16 protein-coding genes and 2 tRNA genes are annotated in these 17,723 nt (G+C 44.9%); 3 read left to right on the top strand and 15 right to left on the bottom strand.

Features of this window, described 5'->3' with window-relative positions:
• Window positions 1–79: 79 nt before the first annotated feature.
• From rpsO to rlmE, 13 genes are all read right to left on the bottom strand, one after another.
• Window positions 80–349: a 30S ribosomal protein S15 gene (rpsO, locus tag ITG12_RS14415; protein WP_005380094.1), complete on the bottom strand. Its 270-nt coding sequence runs from the start codon at window positions 347–349 to the stop codon at window positions 80–82.
• A gap of 150 nt (window positions 350–499) precedes the next feature.
• Window positions 500–1,444: a tRNA pseudouridine(55) synthase TruB gene (gene truB / locus ITG12_RS14410; RefSeq protein WP_038878964.1), complete on the bottom strand. Its 945-nt coding sequence runs from the start codon at window positions 1,442–1,444 to the stop codon at window positions 500–502.
• A complete protein-coding gene (rbfA, locus tag ITG12_RS14405) occupies window positions 1,444–1,851 on the bottom strand; it encodes a 30S ribosome-binding factor RbfA (protein WP_005449148.1) in 408 nt (135 codons plus the stop codon). Before rbfA ends, truB begins: the two co-directional genes overlap by 1 nt.
• A gap of 109 nt (window positions 1,852–1,960) precedes the next feature.
• A complete protein-coding gene (gene infB / locus ITG12_RS14400; RefSeq protein WP_038865880.1) occupies window positions 1,961–4,645 on the bottom strand; it encodes a translation initiation factor IF-2 in 2,685 nt (894 codons plus the stop codon).
• A 21-nt stretch (window positions 4,646–4,666) separates the two neighbouring features.
• The gene (nusA, locus tag ITG12_RS14395) at window positions 4,667–6,154 is read right to left on the bottom strand and encodes a transcription termination factor NusA (protein WP_038865878.1); all 1,488 of its coding nucleotides are present in this window, start codon (window positions 6,152–6,154) and stop codon (window positions 4,667–4,669) included.
• A gap of 36 nt (window positions 6,155–6,190) precedes the next feature.
• A complete protein-coding gene (gene rimP / locus ITG12_RS14390; protein WP_038865875.1) occupies window positions 6,191–6,646 on the bottom strand; it encodes a ribosome maturation factor RimP in 456 nt (151 codons plus the stop codon).
• A 227-nt stretch (window positions 6,647–6,873) separates the two neighbouring features.
• Window positions 6,874–6,950: transfer RNA gene (locus ITG12_RS14385), tRNA-Met, on the bottom strand.
• Between the two features lie 56 nt (window positions 6,951–7,006).
• Window positions 7,007–7,090: transfer RNA gene (locus tag ITG12_RS14380), tRNA-Leu, on the bottom strand.
• A 17-nt stretch (window positions 7,091–7,107) separates the two neighbouring features.
• Window positions 7,108–7,446 carry a preprotein translocase subunit SecG gene (gene secG, locus ITG12_RS14375; RefSeq protein WP_010649836.1) on the bottom strand — a complete coding sequence of 113 codons (339 nt, stop codon included), beginning with the start codon at window positions 7,444–7,446 and terminating at the stop codon, window positions 7,108–7,110.
• 223 nt (window positions 7,447–7,669) lie between these two features.
• Window positions 7,670–9,010, bottom strand: a complete 1,341-nt coding sequence (glmM, locus tag ITG12_RS14370; RefSeq protein WP_038878962.1) for a phosphoglucosamine mutase — start codon at window positions 9,008–9,010, stop codon at window positions 7,670–7,672.
• 19 nt (window positions 9,011–9,029) lie between these two features.
• Window positions 9,030–9,860: a dihydropteroate synthase gene (gene folP, locus ITG12_RS14365; protein WP_038878960.1), complete on the bottom strand. Its 831-nt coding sequence runs from the start codon at window positions 9,858–9,860 to the stop codon at window positions 9,030–9,032.
• A gap of 69 nt (window positions 9,861–9,929) precedes the next feature.
• On the bottom strand, window positions 9,930–11,909 hold the full coding sequence (ftsH, locus tag ITG12_RS14360) for an ATP-dependent zinc metalloprotease FtsH (RefSeq protein WP_038865868.1): 1,980 nt from the start codon (window positions 11,907–11,909) through the stop codon (window positions 9,930–9,932).
• A gap of 108 nt (window positions 11,910–12,017) precedes the next feature.
• On the bottom strand, window positions 12,018–12,647 hold the full coding sequence (gene rlmE, locus ITG12_RS14355) for a 23S rRNA (uridine(2552)-2'-O)-methyltransferase RlmE (protein WP_038878958.1): 630 nt from the start codon (window positions 12,645–12,647) through the stop codon (window positions 12,018–12,020).
• Between the two features lie 138 nt (window positions 12,648–12,785).
• Between rlmE and yhbY the strand changes: the two genes are divergently transcribed.
• Complete coding sequence (gene yhbY / locus ITG12_RS14350; protein WP_005380066.1) at window positions 12,786–13,082, top strand: ribosome assembly RNA-binding protein YhbY; 297 nt, start codon at window positions 12,786–12,788, stop codon at window positions 13,080–13,082.
• Window positions 13,083–13,161: 79 nt separating this feature from the next.
• Here yhbY and greA read toward each other — a convergent pair whose 3' ends face one another.
• Window positions 13,162–13,635, bottom strand: coding sequence for a transcription elongation factor GreA (greA, locus tag ITG12_RS14345; RefSeq protein ID WP_038865864.1), 474 nt, complete (start codon window positions 13,633–13,635; stop codon window positions 13,162–13,164).
• Window positions 13,636–14,170: 535 nt separating this feature from the next.
• Here greA and ITG12_RS14340 point away from each other — a divergent pair.
• Both ITG12_RS14340 and dacB read left to right on the top strand, forming a co-directional pair.
• Window positions 14,171–15,175, top strand: coding sequence for a porin (locus tag ITG12_RS14340; protein ID WP_038865862.1), 1,005 nt, complete (start codon window positions 14,171–14,173; stop codon window positions 15,173–15,175).
• A 117-nt stretch (window positions 15,176–15,292) separates the two neighbouring features.
• Entirely contained in the window at window positions 15,293–16,717 is a 1,425-nt protein-coding gene (gene dacB, locus ITG12_RS14335; protein WP_038878957.1) for a serine-type D-Ala-D-Ala carboxypeptidase, read from the top strand.
• Here dacB and ITG12_RS14330 read toward each other — a convergent pair.
• Window positions 16,696–17,541, bottom strand: coding sequence for a magnesium transporter (locus tag ITG12_RS14330; protein ID WP_038878956.1), 846 nt, complete (start codon window positions 17,539–17,541; stop codon window positions 16,696–16,698). The genes dacB and ITG12_RS14330 overlap by 22 nt on opposite strands.
• Window positions 17,542–17,723: the final 182 nt, after the last annotated feature.

The raw sequence follows: 17,723 nt of genomic DNA, 5'->3' as shown, positions 1-17,723 counted from the left end.
TATAGCAGCCAAAATAAGTAACGGGCAACAAAAAAGGGGCATAAAGCCCCTTTTAGACAAACTGCTATGCAGTCGCTTATTAGCGACGTAGGCCTAGACGCTTGATTAGGTCTTGGTAGCGAGCTAGATTTTTACCTTTTAGGTAATCTAGAAGCTTACGACGACGAGAAACCATACGTAGAAGACCACGACGGCTGTGGTGATCGCCTTTGTGTGCTTTGAAGTGACCTTGTAGGTGGTTGATAGAAGCTGTAAGTAGAGCTACTTGAACTTCTGGTGAACCAGTGTCGCCTTCGCCTTGTGCGTATTCTGCAACGATTGCTGCTTTAGTTTCTGCATTCAGAGACATAATTCTCTCCTAATAAGAGTAAGTTTAAAGTTGTAGCAGCCAATCTCTGATTCAGCCGCTACGCGAAGCGCGAATTATAGGGAAGTTTCCTTATCCGCGCAATACAAAAATACCGGCGATTTCGCCGGTATTTTCAATTCATTGGTGAGCTTATGCTTCGTCACGGAAAACCACTAAACGCTTTGGTGCCACTTTTCCGTCATCGTTTAGTTCAGCGACTCCGATGAAAAGTTTCTCTTCACCTGAAGTCATGCGAAGTGGCGTACCAGCAGGTGCGCCGAACACCTGTACAGGCATACCATGCTGAACAAGATTGGTAAGCTCTGCATTGAGGTTTACTTCTGGTAAATCTTCAACCGCAGTATCCATTGGTAGCAATAACGGATCAAGCAGCTCTTTTGGCGCAACTTCATCGCGATGAGCTTGCTCCAGAAGTTCGTTTAAGTGCTCTAACGTCACCATTTTCTCATATGGGTACTTAGCAACACCCGTACGACGCAGCATCGTCACGTGCGCACCACAACCAAGCATTTCACCAAGATCATCAACGATAGTACGGATGTACGTGCCTTTAGAACAATGTACTTCCATCTCAACTTCATCGCCTTCAAAACGGTGAAGCACAATTTCGTATACCATGATCTTACGAGACTCACGTGGTACTTCGATACCTTTACGCGCGTACTCATACAATGGTTTACCTTGGTACTTCAATGCAGAGAACATTGAAGGTACTTGGTCTGATTCACCACGGAACGTGTCGATGCACGCTTCTAACTTCTCAAGGTTCACGTCAACTGGACGCGTCTCTACCACTTCGCCATCAGAGTCAGACGTATCAGTACGCTCACCCAACTTTGCGATTACGCGGTAGCGCTTGTCTGAATCCAACAAGAACTGAGAGAACTTAGTTGCTTCGCCTAAGCAGATTGGCAACATGCCCGTCGCTAGTGGGTCCAATGCACCCGTATGACCTGCTTTTTCAGCAAAGAAAATACGTTTTACTTTTTGCAGTGCATCATTTGAAGAAATACCTGTTGGTTTGTCCAACAAGATAACGCCATTAATTGGACGACCTTTACGACGACGAGCCATTACTCTTCCCCTGCCTGATCTTCTTCGCGACCTGAATCTTGCTGTTTACGTTTATCTTCGCTCACAACTTCAGACACTAGGTTCGACATACGCATACCTTCTACTAGTGTGTTGTCGTAGTAGAAACGGATTTCAGGCGTTAGACGTAGGCGAATACGCTTACCAAGCATCATGCGAATGTGCACTTCGTGCTCACGTAGTGCTGCTAGGCATGATTCTGGCGTTTGCTCACCCACACATAGGAAAGTAACGAATACTTTTGCGTAAGCAAGATCGCGTGATACTTCTACATCAGAAATCGTAACCATGCCTAGGCGAGAGTCACGAACTTCACGTTGAAGAATCATCGCAAGTTCTTTTTGCAGCTGCTGTGATACGCGCTGCGTGCGGCTAAATTCTTTTGACATATTCATTCTCTTAAATAGAAAGAATGGGGGGATGGTCAAGCCAGCCCCCCATGGTGTATTCAACAACCAATTACTATTTGTCTTTCAGACGTTTAGTAATTTTAGTCAATTAGTCTAGAGTACGTTTGATTTCAACGATTTCGAATACTTCGATCTGGTCGCCAACGCGAACGTCGTTGTAGTTCTTAACGCCGATACCACACTCGTAGCCATTCTTAACTTCTTGAACGTCATCTTTAAAGCGACGAAGTGATTCTAGCTCACCTTCGTAGATAACAACGTTGTCGCGTAGAACGCGGATTGGGTTGTTACGCTTAATCAGACCTTCAGTAACCATACAACCAGCGATTGCACCCAGTTTCGGTGACTTAAATACGTCACGTACTTCAGCAAGACCAATGATTTCTTGCTTGAATTCTGGAGCAAGCATACCGCCCATTGCTTGTTTAACTTCGTCAATCAATTGGTAAATGATTGAGTAGTAACGTAGATCAACGCTTGCTGCTTCAATCGCACGACGAGCAGAAGCATCAGCACGAACGTTAAAGCCAAGGATGATTGCGTTAGAAGCTTCTGCAAGTACTGCATCAGTTTCAGTAATACCACCAACACCAGAACCAACGATGTTCACTTTCACTTCGTCAGTAGACAGTTTCAGTAGTGAGTCTGCAATCGCTTCTACAGAACCTTGTACGTCTGCTTTTAGTACTACGTTTAGTTCAGCAACTTCACCAGCAGTCATGTTAGAGAACATGTTCTCTAGTTTAGATTTCTGCTGACGAGCAAGTTTCACTTCACGGAACTTACCAGCACGGTAGTTTGCTACTTCACGTGCTTTACGCTCGTCACGTACTACTGTTGCTTCATCACCTGAAGATGGTACGCCTGAAAGACCTAGGATCTCTACAGGGATAGATGGACCAGCTTGAGTGATTTCTTGACCTAGTTCGTCACGCATTGCACGAACACGACCGTATTCTTGGCCACAAAGAACGATATCGCCTTTGTTTAGCGTACCTGATTGAACAAGTACGGTTGCAACTGGACCACGACCTTTATCTAGGCGAGATTCAACAACAACACCAGACGCCATGCCTTCAGCTACAGCCGTAAGTTCAAGAACTTCAGACTGAAGAAGGATAGCTTCTAGAAGACCATCGATATTTGTACCCTGTTTAGCAGAGATGTGAACAAACATGTTCTCACCGCCCCACTCCTCAGGGATTACGTCGTATTGAGCTAGCTCATTCTTAACGTTATCTGGGTTCGCGTCTTCTTTATCGATCTTGTTCACAGCAACAATCAGAGGAACACCAGCCGCTTTCGCGTGCTGAATCGCTTCAACTGTTTGTGGCATTACGCCATCGTCTGCTGCTACAACAAGAACAACGATATCTGTCGCTTGAGCACCACGAGCACGCATTGCAGTAAACGCTGCGTGTCCAGGAGTATCAAGGAACGTGATCATACCGTTGTCAGTTTCAACGTGGTAAGCACCGATGTGCTGTGTGATACCACCCGCTTCGCCTGAAGCAACGTGTGTACGACGGATGTAGTCAAGTGTTGACGTTTTACCGTGGTCAACGTGACCCATGATAGTTACAACTGGAGCGCGAGGTACTGCTTCTGCGTTAGTGTCGCGATCAGATAGTACTGCTTCTTCCAGTTCGTTCTCTTTACGAAGAACGACCTTGTGACCCATTTCTTCAGCAACAAGTTGTGCTGTTTCTTGGTCGATCACTTGGTTGATAGTCGCCATAGCGCCCATCTTCATCATCACTTTGATAACTTCTGTCGCTTTAACCGACATCTTGTTAGCAAGTTCAGAAAGAACGATTGTTTCGCCAATTACTACGTCTTGTTTTGCTACAGTAGCAGACTTATCGAAACCGTGTTGCATTGAAGTTGGCTTAGCAAGTTTGCCTTTGTTACGGCCCTTACCACCACGTTGGTTACGACCACCACGTGACTGCTCTTCTCTAGCTGGTTTCTTCTTCTTACGACGAGCACCGCCTTCTTCTTTACGGTCAGCTGCATCTTCAGCTTCACGAGCGTACGTAGAAGTGGTTACGTGGTAGTCAGAGTTTTCAAGTTCTTTCTTCTTAGACTCTTCTTCAGACCAACGAGCTTCGTTTTCTTCTGCAAGTTTACGAGCTTCTTCAACAAGCTTAGCTGCTTCTTGCTCAGCTTTACGTTGGGCTTCTTCTTCCTGACGACGCTTTAGCTCGTCAGCTTCTTTCTTCGCTTGCGTATTAACATCCGCATTTTTTGCATTCATGTCTTTCTTAGCCTTTTCAGCTTGTGCGCGTTTTGCCTTTTCTTCAGCGTCACGTTTTGCATCCGCTTCACGTTTCACTTTCTCTTCGGCTTCGCGCTGTGCTTTCTCTGCAGCTTCACGTTTGGCTTGTTCTTCTGCCTCACGCTTCGCAAGCTCTTCAGCTTCACGCTTTGCTGCTTCCTCAGCCTCACGTTTTGCATCGTCTTCGATAGTGCTGCGCTTCACATACGTGCGCTTCTTACGCACTTCTACTTGAACATCCTTACTTTTGCCGCCACCTGCTGCAACACTTAGTGTGCTGCGAGTCTTACGCTGAAGCGTCAGTCTAGTAGGTTCAGATTCGCCCGACGTATCGCCGTGCTCTTTCTTCAGGTGAGAGAGAAGCTTTTGCTTCTCTTCATCCGATACATGGTCAGAACTCGCTTTGTTCATGCCAGCGTCAGCAAGTTGTTCCATTAAGCGGTCGACTGGAGTACCAATCTCTTCACTCAGAGCTTTAACTGTTAATTGTGTCATGCCGCTTCCTCCTTGCTGATATTATGCTTCTTCGCCGAACCAACAGATGTTACGTGCAGCCATGATAAGCTCACCTGCGCGTTCTTCTGTCAGGCCTTCAATACCTTCTAAATCGTCGATACCTTGGTCGGCTAGATCTTCTAGTGTTGCAACACCTTTCGCTGCTAGTTTGAACGCCATTTCACGCTCTAGACCTTCAAGACCTAGTAGGTCTTCAGCCGGCTCAAGACCTTCAAATGACTCTTCTTGTGCTAGTGCGATAGTGGTTAGTGCGTCTTTAGCACGGCTACGTAGTTCTTCAACAAGTTCTTCGTTAAGACCGTCTACGTCAAGCAGTTCGTTAACTGGTACGTATGCGATTTCTTCTAGCGTTGAGAAACCTTCTTCAACAAGCAGTTGAGCGAAGTCTTCTTCGATGTCTAGATACTTCATGAAGTTCTCGATTGATGCTTGAGATTCTTCAGCGTGTTTTTTCTGAAGATCTGCAACAGTCATTACATTCAGTTCCCAACCAGTTAGTTGAGACGCTAGACGAACGTTCTGACCTGCACGACCGATAGCTTGAGCTAGGTTATCTGCTTCAACTGCGATGTCCATTGAGTGTGCATCTTCATCAACAATGATTGATGCTACGTCAGCTGGCGCCATTGCATTGATAACAAACTGTGCTGGGTTATCATCCCAAAGAACGATATCGATACGCTCACCACCAAGTTCGCCAGATACTGCTTGTACACGTGCACCACGCATACCAACACAAGCGCCCACTGGGTCAATGCGTTTATCGTTTGTTTTAACCGCGATCTTAGCGCGAGAACCAGGATCACGTGCCGCACCTTTAAGCTCGATGATCTCTTCAGCGATCTCAGGCACTTCAACACGGAATAGTTCTGCCAGCATTTCAGGCTTAGAACGCGTGATGAACAGTTGGAAACCACGAGCTTCTGGAGCTACTTTGTACAGAAGACCACGAACACGGTCACCTGGACGGAAGTTTTCACGAGGAAGTTGGTCATCACGTAGGATTACCGCTTCAGCGTTGTTACCAAGGTCCATTACGACAGTTTCACGGTTTACTTTCTTAACAACGCCAGTGATAAGGTCACCTTCGTTGTCAATGAACTGTTCAACGATTTGTGCACGCTCAGCTTCACGTACTTTCTGTACGATAACTTGCTTAGCCGTTTGTGTCGTAATACGGTCAAAAGTAACTGAAGGGATATCATCTTCAACAAAGTCGCCTAGTTGAAGTTCTGGATCTTCATACTGTGCAGCTTCTAGTGAGATTTCTTTTGTTGGATTTTCAACATCTTCTACGATCAACCAACGACGAAATGTTTCGAATTCGCCCGTTTTACGGTCAATAGCAACACGTACGTCGATTTCGATCTCGTACTTTTTCTTAGTAGAAGTTGCTAGAGCAATCTCAAGAGCTTCAAAGATACGCTCACGAGGTACCGCTTTTTCATTCGATACCGCTTCTGCTACCGCTAAAATTTCTTTACTCATTGTATTTAGCCTCTAAGCTTAAACTTTTTTAGGGAACTAAAATTTAGGGATCAGGTTAGCTTTTGAAATGTTACTTAGAGCAAACTCTTCTTGTTGCCCTTCAACAGTAACCGCTATTGTCTCACCATCAACGCTGTGGATAGTACCTGCCCACTTGCGGCGGTTGGCAACAGCCATTTTCAATACGATGCTGACCTCGTGACCAATAAATTGCTCGTAATGTGCTGCTTTGAAAAGTGGTCTTTCTAAGCCTGGAGAAGAAACTTCTAGGCTGTAAGCAACAGAAATTGGATCTTCAACGTCTAATACTGCACTTACCTGATGGCTAACTTCTGCACAGGCATCTACATTGATGCCATTTTCATGGTCGATGTAAATACGTAACGTTGAGTGCGCACCCGCACGAATAAATTCTAATCCAACCAACTCGTAGCCTGATGCCTCTACTGGAGCTTCAAGCATTTCAGTAAGTTGTCTTTCTAAACCAGTCATTTTAACCACTCCAGAAACAAAAAAAGGGCTCAGAGCCCAATCAAAAAACCAAGCAGTATCTGAGAGATTATAAAAACTCAGATAACAAAAAACCCCGAAAGTCGGGGTTTTATGCTGCTGGACCCTGATACGTTAAGAATAGCCAAAAATGCTTTTCTTAACTCACAGTGTGGTTAGCACTGTGCAAACTTGCCAATCGCATCATTCTTTCCAATGAAAGAAGAGATTGGTTGCGGGGGCCGGATTTGAACCGACGACCTTCGGGTTATGAGCCCGACGAGCTACCAAGCTGCTCCACCCCGCGTCCGACTTGCTGAGCATTATACCCTCAAACAAGTGATTTACAAGTTTGTAAATTCATGGTGCCGAGAGAGGGACTCGAACCCTCACACCAAAGGCACTAGCACCTCATGCTAGCGTGTCTACCAATTTCACCATCTCGGCTCATAAACTTTTACAGCTTATTGAGGAATCTCATCACCAGTAGGTGCTGGAACTTCACTCGCTGCATCTTTAACTTGTTCTACAACTGGTTGACCTAACGTTGGGTCTACCCATTGTGACTCAGTCTTGTGCGTAGACATACGACCAAGTAGCAAGCTAATGATAAAAAATACGGTTGCTAAAATAGCAGTTGTTCGGGTTAAGAAATTACCTGAGCCGCTTGCGCCAAACACTGTGTTTGAAGCACCTGCACCGAACGAGGCTCCCATATCTGCGCCTTTACCTTGTTGAATCAACACAAGGCCAATCACACCAAGCGCCGCCAACAGGTAAATCACAAGTAGAACTGAAAACATTTTTTCCACCTATGTTCCAAATTGTTGAGCCAGCGCCGTTCAAAAATAATACTTTCATTTTAGAACAAGGCTAGCGACCTCCTAACGGGAGGCGGAGCAATACTAGCGAAAGCCAGTAACGCTGACAAGGGAAAATTAGCAAAAAATCAGCACCAACGCATTAAGCGCTCAAAAAAAGGGCAAAAGTTGCCCTTTTCTCTCGCAAAAGGCATTAAAGCAATGATTAACAACTCGCTTTTACAGCTTCCGCAATCTTAAGCGCAGAGCTTTGAACAAGATCTGCATCCTCACCTTCCACCATAACACGGATCAATGGCTCGGTGCCTGACTTACGAAGCAACACACGGCCCTTATCGCCTAACTCCGCTTCAACCGCCGCTACAGAGTCTAGTACGGCTTGCTCTTCAAGTGGATTGTTATCACCAGCAAAACGAACATTCTCAAGCACTTGAGGGTAAAGTGTCATACCTTGCGACAAATCGTGCAACGACATATCACTGCCAACTACAGACGCAATCACTTGCAGTGCAGCCACGATAGCATCACCCGTAGTTACTTTGTCTAGCAAGATAACGTGACCTGAATTTTCCGCGCCAATTTTCCAGCCTTTAGCAAGTAGCTGTTCCATGACATAACGGTCACCCACTGCTGCACGCACAAATGGAATGCCTAATTGTTTCAAACCATTTTCCATGCCTAGGTTTGTCATTAGCGTACCAACGACACCACCTTTTAGCTCACCACGACGCAGAGCATCACGTGCGATGATGTAAGCGATTTGGTCACCGTCAATCTTGTTGCCTAGATGGTCAACCATGATAATACGGTCACCGTCACCATCGAACGCCAAGCCGAGATGAGCTTGCTCTTCTACAACGCGCTTTTGTAAAGCACGAACGTCAGTCGCGCCAACTTCAGCGTTGATGTTAGTGCCGTTTGGCTCTACACCCATTGCGATCACTTCTGCACCTAACTCTTTAAATACGTTAGGAGCGATGTGGTAAGTCGCACCGTGTGCACAGTCAACGACAATCTTAAGACTTGCTAGGCTAAGCTCCGATGGGAATGTGCTCTTACAAAATTCAATGTAACGACCAGCAGCATCATTTAGACGTGTCGCTTTACCTAGCTCAGCAGACTCGACACACTCGATGTCTTTATCTAACTCAGCTTCAATAGCAAGCTCGATATCATCTGGTAATTTAGTACCTTCAGACGAGAAGAACTTGATACCGTTGTCGTAATAAGGGTTGTGTGAAGCAGAAATAACAATCCCCGCTTCCGCGCGGAAGGTTTGCGTTAGGTATGCCACCGCCGGTGTTGGCATCGGACCAGTAAAGGTCGCTTTTAACCCCGCAGCAGCAAGGCCGGCTTCCAGTGCAGATTCAAGCATATAACCAGAAATACGCGTATCTTTACCGATGATCACTTTCTTAGTACCTTGTTTTGCTAGTACACGACCAGCAGCCCAGCCAAGCTTAAGTACGAAATCAGGGGTAATTGGGTATTGTCCTACTTTCCCGCGCACACCGTCGGTACCAAAGTAACGTCTTTTATCAGACATAAAACTTTCCTTAATTCTTTTAGATATTATTTTTCGTCATCTCGACAATTTTCATTGCTTCAATGGTTTCTTCAAAATCATGAACTCGAATGATCTGTGCACCTTTCATCGCTGCCAAAGTCGCACAGACAACGCTTGCGTTAGCACACTCGCTCGCTGGCTTATCCAATAATTTAAAAATCATGGACTTACGCGAAATCCCAGCCAATATAGGTAAACCAAACTCATGAAACTTGTCGAGATGAGCAAGCATATGATAATTGTGTTCTATGGTTTTGCCAAAACCAAAACCAGGATCAAGAATAAGTTGTGACTTTTCGATCCCTACCGATTCGCACGTGGTAATACGTTCATGCAGAAATTCAGCCACATCACTCATCAAATCATCATAGTGAGGGTTGGCTTGCATGGTTCGAGGTTGCCCTTTCATGTGCATCAAACAGATTGGTAAGTTTGATGCAGCAGCCACCTCTAACGCTCCCGGCTCTTGAAGGGCGCGAACATCATTAATGAGATCTGCACCAGCCTCAATCGCTTGACGCATCACTTCAGCTTTACTGGTATCAACAGAAATCCAAACATCGTGCTTTTCACGGATAGCTTTGATCACAGGAATAACACGTTGCAACTCTTCTTCTAATGTAACGTCTGGCGCTCCGGGACGTGTTGATTCGCCACCGATGTCAATAATGCTCACTCCAGCCTTAATCATTTTCTCAGCTTGGATCAAAGCAGAATCAAGATTATTAAACTTGCCACCATCAGAGAATGAATCCGGCGTGACATTGAGAATCGCCATCACGTGAGGATGGGATAGGTTGAGGGATTTATTATTTGCTTTAATGATCATAGCTTTAATAATTACAACATAAACAAAAACCCCGAGCTTAACTCGGGGTTTATTATCAAAGACTACTCTTTATTCAGAGTCTTTCTTTTCTGGCACTTCGCTTGAAGTCGCTTCTTGAGTCGTTGATTGCTCTACTGGTTTAGTAGGCTCAACAGACTTCTCTTCCGCTTTTACTTCAGGCTTCGCTTGAGGCTTATCGTCGTCTTCTGGTTTATTAGTAGGTTTATCCCCCCAACCAGCAGGCTCACGAATATCTTCTTTACGTTCCATCAGGTCGTCAATTTGGCCAGCATCAATGGTTTCATACTTCATTAGCGCGTCTTTCATCGCATGCATGATGTCCATGTTATCTTCCAAAATTTGCTTCGCACGATCGTAGTTGCGGTCGATGATCTTACGGACTTCGTCATCGATAAGCTTCGCTGTATCATCAGACATGTGTTTAGTCTGCGTCACACTACGGCCAAGGAATACTTCACCTTCGTCTTCTGCATAAAGAAGCGGACCTAATTTTTCAGAGAAGCCCCACTGTGTCACCATCTTACGAGCAATATCTGTTGCACGTTCAATATCGTTGGATGCACCAGTTGATACTTTCTCTTTGCCGTAAATAAGCTCTTCAGCCAGTCGACCACCATACAAACTAGAAATCATCGACTCAAGATGTTGACGGTTCATGCTTACGCGGTCTTGCTCTGGTAAGTACATTGTCACACCAAGCGCACGTCCGCGTGGAATGATAGATACTTTATACACTGGATCATGTTCAGGCACGAGACGACCAACAATAGCGTGACCAGCTTCGTGGTAAGCCGTAGACTCTTTCGTCTCTTCAGACATCACCATTGAACGGCGCTCTGCACCCATCATGATTTTGTCTTTTGCTAGTTCAAACTCAACCATAGATACATTGCGTTTGTTGCCACGAGCAGCAAACAGTGCAGCTTCGTTGACCAAGTTAGCAAGATCAGCACCAGAGAAACCAGGCGTACCACGTGCAATGAGAGAAGGCTCTACATCGCCAGCAAGAGGTACTTTACGCATGTGTACTTTAAGGATCTGTTCACGACCACGTACATCAGGTAGACCAACCACAACTTGACGGTCAAAACGGCCTGGACGTAGCAACGCTGGGTCCAATACATCTGGACGGTTAGTCGCAGCGATAACGATGATACCTTCGTTACCTTCGAAACCATCCATTTCTACTAGCATTTGGTTAAGTGTTTGCTCACGTTCATCGTGACCACCACCAACACCAGCACCACGCTGACGACCTACCGCATCGATTTCATCAATAAAGATGATACAAGGTGCGGCTTTCTTTGCTTGTTCGAACATGTCACGCACACGAGATGCACCAACACCAACAAACATTTCTACGAAGTCAGAACCTGAGATAGTAAAGAATGGTACTTTTGCCTCACCTGCAATGGCTTTCGCTAATAGCGTTTTACCAGTACCCGGAGGACCAACCATTAGAACACCCGTTGGAATCTTACCGCCCAACTTCTGGAAACGGCTTGGGTCACGCAGATAGTCCACCAGTTCTTTAACATCTTCTTTTGCTTCATCACAGCCTGCGACATCAGCAAAAGTTGTCTTGATTTGTTCTTCGCTCATCATACGAGCTTTACTCTTACCGAAGGACATTGCGCCTTTACCGCCGCCGCCTTGCATTTGACGCATGAAGAAAATCCACACACCAATCAGTAAGATCATTGGGAACCAAGAAATAAAGATAGTACCAAGTAAGCTCTGCTCTTCAGGAGGCGTACCTTGTACTTTCACATTTTGGTTGATTAGGTCATCTAGAAGCTTCTGATCATACACTGGCATGTAGGTGACCATTTTGGCACCACCGCCACGACGAACGAAACTAATCTCACCGTCTTTAAAAGTTGCTTCTTGAATCTGGCCTTGGCCAACTTCCTGTACAAACGTGGTGTAGTCCACGGTTCTGCCGTTGCTCTCTCCAGGGCCAAAGCTCTGGAATACCGACATCAACACGACAGCGATAACAAGCCACAGAATTAAATTTTTTGCCATGTCACTCAAGGTGTCAGCCTCTCGATAACTAATTGTAATTAAAGGTAGGGTACTACAGTTTATTAGCTGTAGCTATAGTGTTAACCATGCTCTAAACGAGCGAAATAGTTAACCTTTGTAACCAGTGGCTACAACGAAGACTTCTCGTGAGCGAGCTCGCGATGAGTCTGGTTTTCTGATTTTTACGGCTTTAAACATGTTTCGGACTTCTTTAACGTACTCGTCGAAGCCTTCACCCTGGAAAACCTTTACGACAAAGCTACCATTAGGTGCTAGAACTTGTCGACACATATCTAAAGCCAATTCAACTAAATACATAGCTCGCGGCTGATCTACTGAGTTGTTGCCTGCAATATTAGGCGCCATATCAGACATTACTACGTCTACCATCGAAGGTTGGATTCTTTCCAACAACGCTTCTAATACCGCATCGTCACGAAAGTCACCTTGTAAGAAGCTTACACCAGCGATTGGATCCATTGGTAATAAGTCACACGCAATGATTTGTCCTTCGTCACCTAATATCTTAGCAGCATATTGAGACCAGCCCCCCGGAGCCGCGCCTAAATCGACGACAGTCATACCAGGTTTCAACAATTTATCTTTCGTTTGGATCTCATCAATTTTGAAGTAAGCACGAGAACGATAGCCTTTTTTACGAGCTTCGTTAGCGTATTTATCATCAAAGTGTTCTTTCAACCAACGACCAGAACTAGCCGAATGTTTTTGTTTACTCATTTTAATCCCAACAAGGCGTAAATAGGAGCTATTGTTCTAATAGGCTCAACCTATTGCTCAATAAATTATAGTCTTCAGCAATAGATGGCGTTAAAATAGCTTTTTTCAACCCTTATTTTAAAGAAAATTGGCCGCGTAATGAACCTAAGCACCAAACAAAAGCAGCACCTTAAAGGCCTGGCTCACAGTTTAAAACCTGTTGTGCTAATGGGCGCAAATGGACTTACAGAAGCCGTGCTAGCAGAAATTGAAATCGCTCTAAACCATCACGAACTGATCAAAGTGAAAGTTGCATCAGAAGACCGTGAGACAAAACAGCTAATCATCGACGCTATCGTACGTGAGACGGGCGCTGAAAAAGTTCAGACTATTGGTAAAGTACTTGTGCTATACCGCCAATCTGAAGAGCGTAAAATCGAAATTCCTCGTAAGTAATCTCAACTTACCCTATGGAAGAAGAAAAGGTCGCCAATGGCGACCTTTTTTGCATCTAACGATAAGACATATCGAGTGATTACACGTATTCTACGCTATCGATTTCGAAGTCTTTCGCACCACCTGGGGTTTGAATAACGACTTCGTCGCCTTCCATCTTACCAATCAAACCACGAGCAATTGGAGAACTAACAGAGATTCGACCCGATTTAATATCAGCTTCGTCATCACCAACAATTTGGTAAGTTTTTTCTTCTTCTGTATCGCAATCGATCAAAGTCACTGTTGAACCAAAAATCACTTTGCCTGTGTTGTCCATCTTGGTTACGTCGATAACCTGAGCCACAGACAGTTTGTATTCGATGTCACGGATTTGTGCTTCACAGATACCCTGCTCTTCTCGAGCCGCGTGGTATTCTGCATTTTCCTTCAAGTCACCAAGTTCGCGTGCTTCTGCGATTGCTTCTGAAATCTGTGGGCGAAGCTTTAGTAGACGATCGAGTTCTGTGCGTAGCAATTGTTCGCCACGCATTGTCATTGGAACTTTTTCCATTATATAACCTCAAGGCCAAAGGTGTCTTTGGACAAAAAAAGCCCACCCAACCAAATGGCTAGGTAGTGCGTTCGAAGATTTGTTTCAGTTAGTTTAAACAAACTCCGATATGAAATCACCCTAATTCGATTTCACAGCGTGACAGCGAAAGAAATACCTCGTCATGAATTGTTTTTAGATTTAACCATCATCGCAGTTTATTGGAAAACAACACTGTTCATTACACTAAAAACATCAAAAAAGATAAAAACAAATCAATGTCAGACCAATGTTAGCCTCAACCTAACCGTTTAAATACAACAACTTACACTAAAAACCCAAACAATTGAACACTGTTCATTAGTTGGATTTATATCATTTTACTAACTCATAAGGAAACTTTAGCAGTAAAACATGTCCGGCAAGCTGTTACGTCATAGCTTTTTCGAATGTGGGCGATTCTCACGAGTGAAACTATACGCACAACAACAGCTTGTGAGAGATAACCTCTCCCCCATAAAACAATGATTATGGACAGCTAACTAGGACAAATAAGATGAAAAAGACTCTAATTGCTCTTTCTGTATCTGCAGCAGCTATGGCAACTGGCGTTAACGCAGCTGAACTTTACAACCAAGACGGCACTTCTCTAGAAATGGGCGGCCGTGCTGAAGCACGTCTATCTATGAAAGATGGCGACGTAGCGGATAACTCTCGCATCCGTCTAAACTTCCTTGGTACTCAAGCAATCAACGACAACCTATACGGTGTTGGTTTCTGGGAAGGTGAGTTCACTACAGCTGAAGAAGGCGGCGTAGACGGCAACAGCAATCTAGACACTCGTTACGCATACGCTGGTCTAGGCGGTGCTTTCGGTGAAGTTACTTACGGTAAGAATGACGGTGCGCTAGGCGTTATCACTGACTTCACAGATATCATGGCTTACGCTGGTAACACAGCTGCTGACAAACTAGCTGCGGCTGACCGTTCAGACAACATGTTCTCTTACAAAGGCCAATTCGAAAACCTAGCAGTTAAAGCTAGCTACCGTTTTGCTGACCGTGTAGAAGAAAACGGCGCATACAAAGACAACGGCGAAGATGGCTACTCTCTATCTGCAATCTACACTCTAGGTGACACTGGTCTTGACCTAGGTGCTGGTTACGCAGATCAAGCTGACGCTAACGAATACATGCTTGCTGCTTCTTACACTATGAGCGATCTATACTTCGCTGGTGTATTCACTGACGGCGAAAAAGAAGCTGACTTCAAAAACACTGTAGACTACACAGGTTACGAACTAGCGGGTGCTTACACTCTAGGTCAAACTGTGTTCACTTCTACGTACAACAACGCAGAGACAAACGGCGATACTTCAGCGAACAACTTCGCTATCGACGCGTCTTACTACTTCAAGCCTAACTTCCGTGGTTACGTATCGTACAACTTCAACCTAATTGATGCTGGCGATAAAATGGGTTCAACTGAATTCGCTAACCACAAAGCGACTAAAGCTGACGCAGAAGACGAGCTAGCTCTAGGCCTACGTTACGACTTCTAATTCAGTCTTAAGACTTGAAGATAAAATGCTCGCACTATGCGGGCATTTTTTATATCCAGAATTCTGCAATTTTTCGGTATATACTCAATTGCATAACTAACCTCACGAACTGTCATTATGCGCTTACGTTGGTCTTTATTACTTTTTTCTAGTCTCGCCCCACTTACATCTATGGCTTATCCTCATAAAGAGGTTTTGCCAGAAGGCTCCCGTGTCAGCTTGATTGCTGAAAAACTCAACGACCAAAGCGAGCTAACCGGTATTAATCCAACCGACCAATATTTCCCGCCAGCTAGCACGCTAAAAGTCGTCACCGCTTTGGCTGCGAAACTTGAATTGGGAAACAACTTTGCTTTTCGCACTACCCTAGAAAGCTCTAGCTCGGACGCCGTCATTCATTTTTCTGGTGATCCAACGTTGTTGACTGACGATCTCAAAAATCTACTGACTCGCGCAAAGAAAAACGGTTTAACGCAAATCAAAGGCGACCTATGGCTTGATAATAGTGCCTTTACTGGATATAACCGCGCGGTCGGTTGGCCGTGGGACATTCTAGGGGTTTGTTATAGTGCGCCAGCATCGGCGATCACTCTAAATGACAACTGTGTTCAAGCTTCCATCTACACCAAGAAAAACGGTTCAACACGGGTTTATGTTCCTGAACATCAACCAATTAATGTCAGCACTAGTGTAAAAACCGTGTCTAGAAGCGTCCAAAAGAGCCGTCATTGCGATTTAGACCTAATTGCCAAGCCCGACAACCATTATGAACTTAACGGCTGCCTCGTTGACCGAGGGGACAAACCGTTACCTCTTAAATTTGCCGTACAAGACCCAGAAAGTTACACCAGCAAAAAATTAGAGAAGTTGCTTAAACAAGTTGGAATCAGCTTGAAAGGCAATATCCGTATCGGCACGCCTCCAGAAAAGCAGCGTAAATTGCTCGCGATACATAGATCGAAGCCTTTACCTCAATTGTTGGATCAAATGCTTAAACGCTCTGATAACCTTATTGCCGATACACTGACCAAAACATTGGGCGCGAAGTTTTTTGTCCAGGCGGGAAGCTTCGCTAATGGTACAGAAGCGATCAAGCAAATTATTTTTGCCAATACTGGAGTCGATATTCGTAATGCAAGACTAGAAGATGGCTCTGGCTTATCACGTAACAACCGAATCTCAGCGACCTCTATGGCGGCAATCCTGCGTTACATTTGGCAGCATGAGAAGGAACTCAACCTAATCGCCATCATGCCAAAGTCAGGTGAGTCTGGGACTTTGCAGTACCGAAAAAGTATGCGTAAAGCACCGATCAAAGGGCAGTTGATAGCAAAGAGTGGCTCGTTATACGGGACTTACAATATGGCAGGGTATGGGTTAGATAAGAATGGTAAACCAAACACTGTGTTTGTTCAGTTTGTATCGGATTATTTCCCAGAAAAAAGGGACGATAACAAACCTGTCGTCGCCCCTATTACGCGTTTTGAAAAACTCTTCTATCAAGACATTATCAGCTTCAGTCAGGCAATACCTAAGAAGTAGTTAACAACGGTAAAGTAAATCCACATACCTGAGATATCAACAATTGATGCTAAAACTGGGCTCACCAAAACGGCAGGGTCCAGTTTAAATGCTCGAGCAATAATAGGCAGTAGCCCACCTAATGTCGTCGAAATCGTCACCTGAATAAACAGAGCGACTGCAATAGCAAATGCGATGGTTTCAAGCTCAAAACCGCCCGTTGATTGATTACCGCTAAACAGGATAATTCTGCCAATCATCACGATAGAAATCGTAAACGCGATACATAAAGCGACGCGGCTTTCTTTCCAAAGCACTGCAAGCCATTGACGCTTCTTAAGCTCCCCAGTTGCAAGAGCTCGGATAACTAACGTAGCCGCCTGCGTTCCTGTATTACCACCAGCAGCAGCAATCACAGGCATGTATACAGCCAGCAAAACCAATTGGCTTAGTGTGTCCTCGTATTGAGCGATGATAAGTCCAGAGACAATACCAAGTAATGCAAGGGCAATGATCCAGCCAATACGCTGCTTCACATGCTCGATAACACTCGTCGATAAATAACCGTCCGGTGTATCAACCTCTGACATATGCAGCCCTAGCTGGTGCGCATAATGTCTCGCTCGTTTGTCATACCCTGCTTGTTCTAGTTGAGCAATTAGGCTGTTCACATAACCAACCGAGCAGTGCTGTAAAATACCGACGGCTTCGTCGATAGGCATTACGGTCAATAAGTGTAGCTGTTGCTCCTGCTCATATTGCAGAAATGCATTACGAGCGGCACCAATTTCAACCTCTGAGAAGTTTGGTGTTGTTTCAATAAAAGTGTTGTTCATTACCGTCATGGCGAATCTCCCGATTGGCATTGGTAACGACCATCGACAACGCACGCAAAAGGTTGTTCGCGCACTTGCTTTCTATATAACAAAATCAAGATGCGTGAAGACATCAATGCAATTGCACTGTCTGTTCAGAATTAGTTGAAGGAAATAACAAGAAGGAAAAATAGAAAAGATGCCTTACCACT

This window comes from Vibrio sp. ED002 (genome assembly GCF_023277445.1).
Classification (GTDB): Bacteria; Pseudomonadota; Gammaproteobacteria; order Enterobacterales; family Vibrionaceae; genus Vibrio; species Vibrio jasicida.
The sequence above is the reverse complement of the archived record's forward strand: the minus strand, read 5'-3'. Positions and strand labels throughout refer to the sequence as shown.

Excerpts from the sequence above, each read along its gene's own strand:
- rlmE (WP_038878958.1), bottom strand. The coding sequence starts at position 12,647 with ATGAGTAAACAAAAACATTCGGCTAGTTCTGGTCGTTGGTTGAAAGAA.
- glmM (WP_038878962.1), bottom strand. The coding sequence starts at position 9,010 with ATGTCTGATAAAAGACGTTACTTTGGTACCGACGGTGTGCGCGGGAAA.
- ITG12_RS14340 (WP_038865862.1), top strand. The coding sequence starts at position 14,171 with ATGAAAAAGACTCTAATTGCTCTTTCTGTATCTGCAGCAGCTATGGCA.
- rbfA (WP_005449148.1), bottom strand. The coding sequence starts at position 1,851 with ATGTCAAAAGAATTTAGCCGCACGCAGCGCGTATCACAGCAGCTGCAA.
- rimP (WP_038865875.1), bottom strand. The coding sequence starts at position 6,646 with ATGACTGGTTTAGAAAGACAACTTACTGAAATGCTTGAAGCTCCAGTA.
- ITG12_RS14330 (WP_038878956.1), bottom strand. The coding sequence starts at position 17,541 with ATGACGGTAATGAACAACACTTTTATTGAAACAACACCAAACTTCTCA.
- greA (WP_038865864.1), bottom strand. The coding sequence starts at position 13,635 with ATGGAAAAAGTTCCAATGACAATGCGTGGCGAACAATTGCTACGCACA.
- infB (WP_038865880.1), bottom strand. The coding sequence starts at position 4,645 with ATGACACAATTAACAGTTAAAGCTCTGAGTGAAGAGATTGGTACTCCA.
- secG (WP_010649836.1), bottom strand. The coding sequence starts at position 7,446 with ATGTTTTCAGTTCTACTTGTGATTTACCTGTTGGCGGCGCTTGGTGTG.
- nusA (WP_038865878.1), bottom strand. The coding sequence starts at position 6,154 with ATGAGTAAAGAAATTTTAGCGGTAGCAGAAGCGGTATCGAATGAAAAA.
- truB (WP_038878964.1), bottom strand. The coding sequence starts at position 1,444 with ATGGCTCGTCGTCGTAAAGGTCGTCCAATTAATGGCGTTATCTTGTTG.
- yhbY (WP_005380066.1), top strand. The coding sequence starts at position 12,786 with ATGAACCTAAGCACCAAACAAAAGCAGCACCTTAAAGGCCTGGCTCAC.
- dacB (WP_038878957.1), top strand. The coding sequence starts at position 15,293 with ATGCGCTTACGTTGGTCTTTATTACTTTTTTCTAGTCTCGCCCCACTT.
- ftsH (WP_038865868.1), bottom strand. The coding sequence starts at position 11,909 with ATGGCAAAAAATTTAATTCTGTGGCTTGTTATCGCTGTCGTGTTGATG.
- folP (WP_038878960.1), bottom strand. The coding sequence starts at position 9,860 with ATGATCATTAAAGCAAATAATAAATCCCTCAACCTATCCCATCCTCAC.
- rpsO (WP_005380094.1), bottom strand. The coding sequence starts at position 349 with ATGTCTCTGAATGCAGAAACTAAAGCAGCAATCGTTGCAGAATACGCA.